The organism is Vibrio sagamiensis NBRC 104589, from assembly GCF_007990935.1.
GTDB lineage: Bacteria > Pseudomonadota > Gammaproteobacteria > Enterobacterales > Vibrionaceae > Vibrio > Vibrio sagamiensis.
This window is the reverse complement of record NZ_BJXJ01000022.1, coordinates 65086-74923: the sequence shown is the minus strand read 5'-3', so window position 1 is coordinate 74923 and position 9838 is coordinate 65086. Positions and strand designations below refer to the sequence as shown.

Annotated in this window: 10 protein-coding genes; 4 read left to right on the top strand and 6 right to left on the bottom strand. The window is 44.3% G+C overall.

Translation table 11 applies throughout. The features are described from left to right. Positions 1–102 precede the first annotated feature (102 nt). From hemG to VSA01S_RS12190, 3 genes are read right to left on the bottom strand one after another with little or no spacing between them, the layout of a single operon-like run. Positions 103–630, bottom strand: a complete 528-nt coding sequence (gene hemG, locus VSA01S_RS12200; protein WP_039979127.1) for a menaquinone-dependent protoporphyrinogen IX dehydrogenase — start codon at positions 628–630, stop codon at positions 103–105. Positions 631–639: 9 nt separating this feature from the next. Further along, positions 640–2097 carry a TrkH family potassium uptake protein gene (locus tag VSA01S_RS12195; RefSeq protein ID WP_039979128.1) on the bottom strand — a complete coding sequence of 486 codons (1458 nt, stop codon included), beginning with the start codon at positions 2095–2097 and terminating at the stop codon, positions 640–642. A gap of 45 nt (positions 2098–2142) precedes the next feature. Continuing rightward, positions 2143–2763: a YigZ family protein gene (locus tag VSA01S_RS12190; RefSeq protein ID WP_039979129.1), complete on the bottom strand. Its 621-nt coding sequence runs from the start codon at positions 2761–2763 to the stop codon at positions 2143–2145. Between the two features lie 246 nt (positions 2764–3009). Here VSA01S_RS12190 and fadB point away from each other — a divergent pair, with 246 nt between their 5' ends. The 3 genes from fadB (at position 3010) to acuI (ending at position 7645) form a co-directional block, all read left to right on the top strand. Continuing rightward, complete coding sequence (gene fadB / locus VSA01S_RS12185) at positions 3010–5181, top strand: fatty acid oxidation complex subunit alpha FadB (protein WP_039979130.1); 2172 nt, start codon at positions 3010–3012, stop codon at positions 5179–5181. A 14-nt stretch (positions 5182–5195) separates the two neighbouring features. Continuing rightward, positions 5196–6371, top strand: coding sequence for an acetyl-CoA C-acyltransferase FadA (fadA, locus tag VSA01S_RS12180; protein WP_021709680.1), 1176 nt, complete (start codon positions 5196–5198; stop codon positions 6369–6371). Between the two features lie 293 nt (positions 6372–6664). Beyond that, on the top strand, positions 6665–7645 hold the full coding sequence (gene acuI / locus VSA01S_RS12175; protein ID WP_039979131.1) for an acrylyl-CoA reductase (NADPH): 981 nt from the start codon (positions 6665–6667) through the stop codon (positions 7643–7645). An 83-nt stretch (positions 7646–7728) separates the two neighbouring features. Here acuI and VSA01S_RS12170 read toward each other — a convergent pair whose 3' ends face one another. Then, the gene (locus VSA01S_RS12170; RefSeq protein ID WP_039979132.1) at positions 7729–8670 is read right to left on the bottom strand and encodes a LysR family transcriptional regulator; all 942 of its coding nucleotides are present in this window, start codon (positions 8668–8670) and stop codon (positions 7729–7731) included. A 169-nt stretch (positions 8671–8839) separates the two neighbouring features. Continuing rightward, complete coding sequence (locus tag VSA01S_RS12165; protein WP_039979133.1) at positions 8840–9022, bottom strand: hypothetical protein; 183 nt, start codon at positions 9020–9022, stop codon at positions 8840–8842. A 128-nt stretch (positions 9023–9150) separates the two neighbouring features. Between VSA01S_RS12165 and tusA the strand changes: the two genes are divergently transcribed. Next, positions 9151–9399, top strand: coding sequence for a sulfurtransferase TusA (tusA, locus tag VSA01S_RS12160; RefSeq protein WP_039979134.1), 249 nt, complete (start codon positions 9151–9153; stop codon positions 9397–9399). Between the two features lie 55 nt (positions 9400–9454). Here the strand turns inward: tusA and VSA01S_RS12155 are convergent, their stop codons facing one another. Continuing rightward, the gene (locus VSA01S_RS12155) at positions 9455–9712 is read right to left on the bottom strand and encodes a hypothetical protein (RefSeq protein WP_039979135.1); all 258 of its coding nucleotides are present in this window, start codon (positions 9710–9712) and stop codon (positions 9455–9457) included. Positions 9713–9838 lie beyond the last annotated feature (126 nt).

Here is a 9838-nt window from a genome sequence, read left to right as displayed (position 1 = left end):
GGGATTGCGATCACATTGGCAAGCCCTTTTTGATGCTTTTCCTTTATTTTTTTATCATTCGAATGAAATATCAACAAAAGCAACCAAAACTTTAAGTTGTTTCTACAATTCTTTATACCTATCAGCAAAAAGAGTGACTTTTTCCCAGTTTGTATACTCCACCTCTTTGGTAGTATCGGTTTCACCGCCAGTCATCGACATAATGAATTTAATCATCATCTTATCAAACCAGTTATAACGTGGGTAATAAAGAGCACCGGCAAAAACTCCAATTAACTGTGGTTGCCAAGGTGACTTTATTAGGAATTTACGAATATATGCACTACCTTCCGGTGTATCTTTACCTTGGTCTTCTTTACGGGCAGTCAGGTTGACGCAAAAAAAAGCCACTTTATGTTCATTCAGTTGAGCGAGATTACGTTTTATAAACTCATAGAGCTTCTTATTTAAGTGGCCATAACGAATAGAAGCTCCAATCAAAATTCTATCGTATTCTCTGAAGTTAACCGTGCCAATGTTATGTAAGTCGACGATTTCGCAATCGAACTCTGTCATCTGATTCTCAATGTAGTCGAGAATTTTTTTAGTTTGACCTTCTCGAGAGGAGTATAAAAACAATGCTTTTTTCAAGGTGTCTCCTTAACTACGCCAAAATGTTGGTGTTAACAAAATAAGTAAAGTGAAAATTTCTAAGCGCCCAAACAGCATTGAGATGATAAGAACCCATTTGGCTGTATCGTTAACTTCAGCAAAGTGCAATGACACCTCTCCTAACCCTGGTCCTAAGTTGTTCAATGTTGCCGTTACAGCAGAGAATGCACTCAGTTCATCCATACCCGTTGCAATTAATACCAACATGCATACCACGAATACCAGTGCGTATGCAGAGAAAAAACCCCACACCGCGTCAACCACTCGTTGCGAAAGCGCGCTGCCACCAACTTTAATGATGTAAACTGCTCGAGGATGGACAAGGCGCTTTAGCTCCCGAGCTCCTTGAAGTGTTAAAAGTAAAATTCGGACCACTTTCATTCCACCACCAGTGGAACCAGCACACCCTCCAATAAATGAAGAAAACAACAATAAAACAGGTAAAAATAATGGCCAATCGGCAAAACCTGTGGTTGTGAAACCTGCAGTAGTAGAAATCGATACCGTCTGAAATAAAGCCTGATCAAACGCATCATAGGTAGAGTCATAGGAGTGATGTTTGAGTAATAGCAGGAAACAAACCAAAAATAGTACCACTTGAATAAAGATAAAGGCTCGGAACTCTGGGTCTTTCCAGTAATATTTTGGATGCACGCCACCAGAAGCAAATGCAGCAAAATGCAGTGAGTAATTACATGCTGATATCAACAAGAAAATGACCGTAATCATATTAATCGCGTAACTGTTAAAGTATCCCATACTTGCATCATGAGTAGAAAAACCGCCAATAGCAATCGTCGAAAAACTATGACTGATCGCATCAAAAGGTGTCATACCTGCTAACCAAAACGCACCAGCACACACAATTGTTAAACTTAAATAAATATACCAAAGCGCCTTAGCGGTTTCTGCAATTCGTGGCGTCATCTTGGTGTCTTTTACTGGGCCTGGGATTTCTGCTCGATACAACTGCATCCCACCAATACCGAGGACTGGAAGAATAGCCACCGCCAACACGATGATCCCCATCCCTCCAAACCATTGTAATAACTGGCGGTAAAACAAAATCGCTTTGGGTAGTTCATCCAGTCCAACAATGACTGTAGCACCTGTCGTTGTCAGAGCTGAAAAAGACTCAAAAAAGGCATCCGTTATAGAAACGCTCGGATTATCAGCGATCAAAAAAGGCATTGCCCCAGCACTACCCAAGACCGTCCAAAAAAGCACAACAATAAGAAAGCCATCGCGCGCTTTTAACTCATGTTTGTGGCGGCGATTGGGGAACCAACACGCACCTCCGCATAAAAGCAAAACAAAGAAAGTAACCATAAAAGGCACACCAGCTCCATCTCGATAGATCAGAGCGACTAAAGCTGGGGCAAGCATGGTGACACTAAAAAGTGCGAGTAATAGCCCGACGATTCGAATAATTGAACGAAATTGCATGGATTGACTAGCGAAGCTGCCTCTGTAGCTTATTAGTTTTCATTATTAACCTTTTAATGGCGTCACAATGGCCTTTGCTGCGCTTTTATTGATGACAGCTTGAGTAAAAGCGGTTAATTCACGCCGTTCGACCTCAACAATAAGTACAACTGAATCACTGTATTTGGCATCAATTTCAACTGCACAAAATTGAGACATGAGTGACTGTGCGATAGGCATAAATCCATAGTCTAACTCGACTCTAATTTTTATGGTTATTTTTTTCTCAATTGTTTGAAGCTGTTTGAGTGCTTGTTGTACCCCGCCACCATAAGCTTTAACCAGCCCTCCAGTCCCAAGCCGAATACCACCATAGTAGCGAGTCACAACAGCGGTAAGCTCACCAATACCCGAGCCAGATAGCTGCGCTAAGATAGGCTTCCCAGCGGTACCAGAAGGTTCACCATCATCACTAAATCCCCATTTCATTGAATCTTCTGGCCTTCCTGCTACGAATGCCCAGCAATTATGTCGAGCATCGGCATGCTGGGATTTGATCTGTTCAATAAATGCTTTTGCATCATCAATACTAGGGGTATGGGCTAAATAAGTAATAAAGGTGCTCTTTTTTATTTCTTCTTCAAACTGAATCGATTCGGCTGGAATCAGATAAGGCTGTTCATTCATAACGTTGCATCATTTTTTCTTTGGATAAAGTCTACCATGAGATTGATTTCAGAGTTGAACAAGATTAGCTATAGCGCACAATGTTAAGCAGATGTTTAAAAAATGTATTGAATTTAAACAAATAGAAGTTCAAAATCGCCCTTACTGGTCAAACCAGAATAAAGCGTAATAAATTCCTCTATATCGATTTACCTACATTGCAACGATATACAGACAATCCAAGATTGTATGTCATGGAGATAGACAATGATTTACCAAGCCGAAACCCTTCAGGTAAAGGAAATAAAATCTGGCATTGCAGAATTGTGTTTCTGCTCTCCAAAATCTGTTAATAAGCTAGATCTGGCAACTCTAGAATCACTGGATAAAGCCCTAGATGCCCTAAAGTCCCACCAAGGACTGAAAGGATTAATGCTGACCTCTGATAAAGACACCTTTATCGTGGGTGCCGACATCACTGAATTTTTGGGCCTGTTCGCTAAAACAGATTCAGAGCTCGATCAGTGGCTGCAATTTGCCAATAGCATTTTCAATAAACTGGAAGATTTACCCGTCCCTACTATTTCCGTCCTTAAAGGCCACACCCTTGGTGGAGGCTGTGAGTGTGTACTCGCCACCGACCTTCGTATCGGAGATCGCACCACCAGCATCGGCTTACCCGAAACCAAGTTAGGCATCATGCCTGGGTTTGGCGGTTGTGTGCGCCTGCCTCGACTGATTGGTGCAGATAGTGCGATGGAGATCATCACGCAAGGCAAAGCATGTCGCGCTGATGAAGCCTTAAAGCTTGGTTTGATCGATGCGGTTGTAGAAACAGATGCGCTCTACGATTCTGCCTTGGCAACACTCACTGCTGCCATTAACGAGCAGTTAGATTGGCAACAGCGACGCAAACAAAAAACATCGCCTCTGCAATTGAGTAAGCTAGAAGCGATGATGAGTTTCACGACTGCAAAAGGCTTGGTGGCACAAAAAGCAGGCCCGCACTATCCAGCACCAATGGCAGCGGTGAAAACCATAGAACAAGGGGCATGTTGTGCGAGAAATGAAGCGCTTGATATTGAACGCCAACATTTTATTAAACTGGCAAAATCTGAAGAGGCAAAATCCTTAGTTGGTTTATTTCTTAATGACCAATACATTAAAGGCCTTGCCAAAAAAGCGGCTAGATCTGCAAATAAAGATACCCAGCGTGCAGCCGTACTTGGAGCAGGTATTATGGGCGGCGGTATTGCTTACCAATCCGCTCTCAAAGGCGTCCCTGTCTTGATGAAGGATATCGCTCAAGCCTCACTTAACTTGGGCATGAACGAAGCATCTAAACTACTGAACAAACGTCTATCTCGTGGTCGCATTGATGGCTTTAAAATGGCTGGAATTTTAGCATCTATCACCCCAAGCCTCCATTACGCGGGTATTGAAGAGTCGGACGTGATTGTTGAAGCCGTGGTTGAAAACCCGAAAGTAAAAGCGGCAGTTTTGAGTGAAGTAGAAGCCCATGTTGGCGACGATACTGTTATCACCTCAAACACCTCCACTATTCCAATTAACCTATTGGCAAAATCACTCAAACGCCCAGAGAATTTCTGTGGTATGCACTTCTTTAACCCTGTACATCGCATGCCACTGGTCGAAATCATACGAGGGCAAGAGACCTCTGACGAAACCATTAATCGCGTTGTCGCGTATGCAGCCAAAATGGGTAAATCACCAATTGTGGTTAATGACTGCCCAGGCTTCTTCGTCAATCGCGTATTGTTCCCATATTTCGGTGGCTTCAGTATGCTACTGCGTGATGGCGCAGATTTCACTCAAATCGATAAAGTCATGGAACGTCAATTTGGCTGGCCAATGGGACCAGCTTATTTACTTGATGTTGTTGGCATTGATACCGCTCACCACGCACAAGCCGTGATGGCTCAAGGTTTCCCTGAGCGTATGGGTAAACAAGACCGTGACGCGATCGATGCCCTGTTCGAAGCCAATAAATATGGCCAGAAGAATGGCAGTGGCTTCTACAGCTACACCATTGATAGAAAAGGTAAACCAAAGAAAACCTTCTCTGAAGACATCTTGCCAGTACTCGCTGACGTTTGTTCTGATAAACAGGTCTTTGACGATCAAACCATCATACAACGTATGATGATTCCAATGATCAATGAGGTCGTACTGTGTCTGCAAGAAGGTATTATCGCAACCCCTCAAGAAGCGGACATGGCGCTCGTTTATGGCCTAGGTTTCCCTCCATTCCGAGGCGGCGTTTTCCGCTACCTAGATAGCGTGGGCATTGCTGAGTTTGTTGCTATGGCAAAACAATACTCAGAGCTCGGTGCGATGTACCAAGTACCACAGATGCTGATTGATATGGCGGAGAAAGGCGAAAGCTTTTACGGCGCACAACAGCAAGGTTCTATCTAAGAAGGGATTTCAAAATGACTCATCAAACTAGAAATGTCGTCGTCGTCGACTGTCTTCGTACCCCTATGGGGCGCTCTAAAGGCGGCGCCTACCGCCACGTAAGGGCGGAAGACCTATCTGCACATCTCATGCAAGGTATCCTGGCTCGCAACCCCAAAGTGAACCCTGAAGAAATTGAAGACATCTACTGGGGATGTGTGCAACAAACCTTAGAGCAAGGTTTTAACGTTGCCCGTAACGCCGCATTATTGGCGGGACTGCCGATAGAAATTGGCGCAGTCACGGTAAACCGATTATGTGGTTCTTCGATGCAAGCTCTACATGATGGTACTCGTGCGATCATGACTGGCGATGCCGAAATTTGCCTGATTGGTGGTGTTGAGCACATGGGACACGTTCCGATGAACCATGGTGTCGACTTTCACCCCGGCATGTCGAAACATGTGGCCAAAGCAGCAGGCATGATGGGCTTAACCGCCGAAATGCTCGGAAAACTCCATGGCATTAGTCGTGAGCAACAGGATGAGTTCGCCGCACGGTCTCATGCTCGTGCACACGCCGCAACATTAGAAGGGCGCTTTGCAAATGAAATCCTGCCAACGGAAGGACACTCGGCTGACGGCACCTTGTTTACTCTCAATTATGACGAAGTCATTCGCCCAGAAACGACCGTTGAGGCACTGGCACAACTTCGACCTGTATTTGATCCCGTTAATGGCACCGTCACAGCAGGCAGCTCGTCAGCACTATCCGATGGTGCTTCAGCAATGCTGATCATGAGTGAAGATAAGGCTAACGAGCTTGGCTTAAAAGTGCGTGCTCGAATTAAGGCAATGGCAATTGCTGGATGTGATCCATCTATCATGGGGTACGGACCAGTTCCTGCAACACACAAGGCACTCAAACGGGCTGGTCTTGAGATTCATGATATGGATGTGATTGAGCTCAATGAAGCATTTGCAGCTCAATCTCTCCCTTGTGCTAAAGATCTTGGCCTACTCGAAGTGATGGATGAAAAAGTCAATCTTAATGGTGGCGCCATCGCGCTTGGTCACCCATTAGGTTGCTCTGGCTCCCGCATCTCAACCACACTGATCAATCTAATGGAAGCCAAAGATGCTAAATATGGTCTGGCTACCATGTGCATCGGCTTAGGTCAGGGGATTGCTACTGTGTTTGAAAGGCCTTAAGAGTCAAAGCCCAAAGGCTTTAAAGGGCTTATGTGATGCTCAACCTCTCAACATCACTACAAAAATAAGCTTACGCTGAAAAATTTGACTATGACACATAGGGCGGCATTCCATGTCGCCCTTTATTTTGTATCAAATATGAGGTCCACAAACACTATAACTATGCATATATTGCATAAACTCAATGCTCAAGTTTCATTTTATTCATAGTTCAATAAGACATACACTTAGCGGCAGTTTAAACCTTGCTACCTGTGGCCAATTGCCACGCTACTGCAAATTCGGAGAACCTTATGTTTCATGCTCTCGTTCTAAATCAAGAAGACAAACGTACTATTGCTAACATTGAACAAATCGATGAGACACAACTTCCTGAGGGTGATGTTCTTATCGACGTTGATTACTCATCCTTAAACTATAAAGATGGTCTGGCGATTACTGGCAAAGGCAAAATCATCCGTAATTTCCCTATGGTACCTGGTATTGATCTCGCAGGCACCGTCGTTAGCTCTGAAGACGCACGTTACCAAACTGGAGATAAAGTAGTGCTCACAGGTTGGGGCGTAGGTGAAAATCACTGGGGTGGTATGTCTCAACGCGCACGCCTCAAAGCCGATTGGTTAGTACCATTACCAACAGGACTAGACAGCAAAAAAGCCATGATGGTTGGCACAGCAGGCTTCACCGGTATGTTATGTGTTCAAGCTCTCATTGACGCAGGTATCAAGCCAGAAAGTGGTGAAATACTGGTTACAGGGGCAAGTGGTGGCGTGGGATCAGTCGCTGTAACACTGCTCGCTCAACTCGGCTATAAAGTTGCCGCTGTCACGGGTCGTTTAGAGAAAAATGGCCCACTGCTAGAAAAACTCGGCGCTAGCCGCATTATCGATCGTGTTGAATTTGAAGAACCTGCTCGCCCACTAGAAAAGCAATTATGGGCAGGTGCAGTAGATACCGTGGGCAGCAAGGTACTTGCTAAAGTCTTAGCACAAATGGATTACAATGGCGCAGTCGCAGCCTGTGGCCTTGCTGGTGGTTTCGATCTTCCGACCACGGTTATGCCATTTATCTTGCGTAACGTACGCTTACAAGGTGTCGACTCAGTGATGTGCCCAACCGAAAAACGCATCGCCGCGTGGGAAAAACTGGTTGAGTTATTACCTGACAGTTACTTCGAGCAAGCTTGTACGGAAGCCACACTGGCAGAAGCAGCAAAATACGCAGAAGATATTACTAATGGCCAAATAACTGGCCGCGTCGTCATCAAGCTATAAACCTCCACACCACACATCAATAAGAAAGAGCAAAGCTGAACCATGATTTGGCTTTGGCTCTTTCACTGCTCGAGTGTCGATCATCAGTTCAACCCCATATCATCAATTCGCTGAGCAATCAGACGACTGCACTCTTCATGAATCACATTACGTAGCCATTCCTGAGCAGGAGAATGATCACAGCGAGCATGCCACAACATCGAATATTCAAATGGTGTAAATTGAAACGGCAATGGTTTAACCACTAGGTCATAGCGCTCTGCAACTAGATAGGCCAAATCAGCAGGTACTGTAATAATCACGGGCAAAGTCTCTATGATCGCCAGAGCGGCTTCCAAATGGTAAGCACGTAGAACAACTTTACGAGGTGGTTTATCCGTTAACGCTTTCTCAATGAGCGCTCTAACCCCATCACTGATCGCAATCAAAGCGTGTGGATGACGCAGATAATCCTCTAGATTCATTTCTCTGTTGGCTAATGGGTGCTGTCTAGACAGCAAACACAATACCGCCACTCTTCCCAGCACCTGACTACGTAAAGGTTCAACTTGCCCTGTTGGGCGGCAGATAGCCAGATCAGCGCCTTCGTAGTTCAACTGCTCAAATAAACGGTCATGTTGGACTGGCAAGAGATTAAAGGTGACATTGGGCGCTTCTTGATAGATACGTGGTAAGGCATAGGGCATCAAAGTTTGCATCGCATAATCGGTGGTCAACACATGGAAAGTTTGCTGACAGTTTTGGGGGACAAACTCCTGGGGAGATAGTAATTGGCGCAAAGACTCCAAAGGTTCACCTAATGCTCGATCAATTTCTAACGCTTTTGGGGTAGGAATTAAGTGTAGTCCCTGTCGAGTAAAGAGTGGGTCATTAAGCAAGCTACGCAAGCGACCAAGCACACGGCTCATGGCAGATTGGCTTAAATTCAAACGTTTTGCCGCTTTACTGACACTGTTCTCTTCAATTAAGACACGTAATGCCACCAATAAATTAAGATCTCGCCTGTAGATATCTTCTAATTCCAAAATTTGTCACTTAACACTGAAGAGGGTTCTGTTAATTGTACTCTTTAGGCAAAAAAAATCCCGCCTTTCAGCGGGGAAGCCCAAGAAAAATGGGGATAGTGTCGGAATGAAGTATCATAAAACATGGTAAGCAGCATTTACATACAATCAGATCCATATGTTAGTGGTACTAGTTTTCTTGCTTTGAAGTATCAGTCCATTTACGCATCTCGATCCAGATCCCAAAGATGGTTGCAAAAACGCCAATCAGAGGTAGCATTGAGGTTTCACTCGGAGCTCGTAAAACCAAAGCGCAAAAAGAGATGAAGCATAAAACGGAATAAATGGTCAGTCTGTCCAAAGCAGTTAACATCACCACCCACCAGTGTTATCTAATTGTTAAATAAAGGTAAAACAAAAACCCTATTTTGCCAAGTGAATGTTGAATATTTTTTCAACGAAAGTAGAATTCAATGCTCAGTTAGCTACGAGAGTCACATTATGAGTTTTAATCCTGAAATGGCGACAAAAGTATTAGCAGCAGAAGGATTGCGCTGCCCAGAGCCTGTAATGATGGTCAGGAAGACAATTCGCAACATGCAAGAAGGTGAAGTATTACTGGTTACGGCCGATGACCCTTCTACCACTCGAGATATTCCAAGTTTCTGTCGCTTTATGGATCATCAACTTATTGCCGCTCAGACAGAGCAACTTCCCTACCAATACTTGATTAGGAAAGGTTTAAACTAGCCTTTGTAGAGTGAAAATCGGCGGCCATTGGCTGCCAATTGGTTATCACCTTTTATCACTCTGATTGTGTGGAATGCACCTTGGCTTGCAAAGTATTCAATTGCTTCCTCATTGCTCGTATCTCCTCCTGCATTGGAATAATATGAGCGACACGAATCCAAGCTTCTACTGTTAAGCCAGTAAGAATCAAAGCACCAATCACGATAGGCAGCCACATATCCGTCAGTGCCATCGCTAATAGACACAACGCTAAACCAAAGGTAAAAAGATAACTTTGACTTTTAGGGGTCATTCCTATGTAACGTGTTAACATAAATCAGCCCTCTCACTATCGTTGATAACACCAAAATAGCATGACAATTGAGCCAATAATGGATCACCAGTCACGGTCTTGAACGATATTTCGCCAGTACTCAACTAAGGGTTACTACATGAGCGC

Coding starts and splice junctions, on each gene's coding strand:
- VSA01S_RS12165 (WP_039979133.1), bottom strand. CDS start 9,022: ATGTTAACTGCTTTGGACAGACTGACCATTTATTCCGTTTTATGCTTC.
- acuI (WP_039979131.1), top strand. CDS start 6,665: ATGTTTCATGCTCTCGTTCTAAATCAAGAAGACAAACGTACTATTGCT.
- fadA (WP_021709680.1), top strand. CDS start 5,196: ATGACTCATCAAACTAGAAATGTCGTCGTCGTCGACTGTCTTCGTACC.
- tusA (WP_039979134.1), top strand. CDS start 9,151: ATGAGTTTTAATCCTGAAATGGCGACAAAAGTATTAGCAGCAGAAGGA.
- VSA01S_RS12190 (WP_039979129.1), bottom strand. CDS start 2,763: ATGAATGAACAGCCTTATCTGATTCCAGCCGAATCGATTCAGTTTGAA.
- VSA01S_RS12195 (WP_039979128.1), bottom strand. CDS start 2,097: ATGCAATTTCGTTCAATTATTCGAATCGTCGGGCTATTACTCGCACTT.
- fadB (WP_039979130.1), top strand. CDS start 3,010: ATGATTTACCAAGCCGAAACCCTTCAGGTAAAGGAAATAAAATCTGGC.
- VSA01S_RS12155 (WP_039979135.1), bottom strand. CDS start 9,712: ATGTTAACACGTTACATAGGAATGACCCCTAAAAGTCAAAGTTATCTT.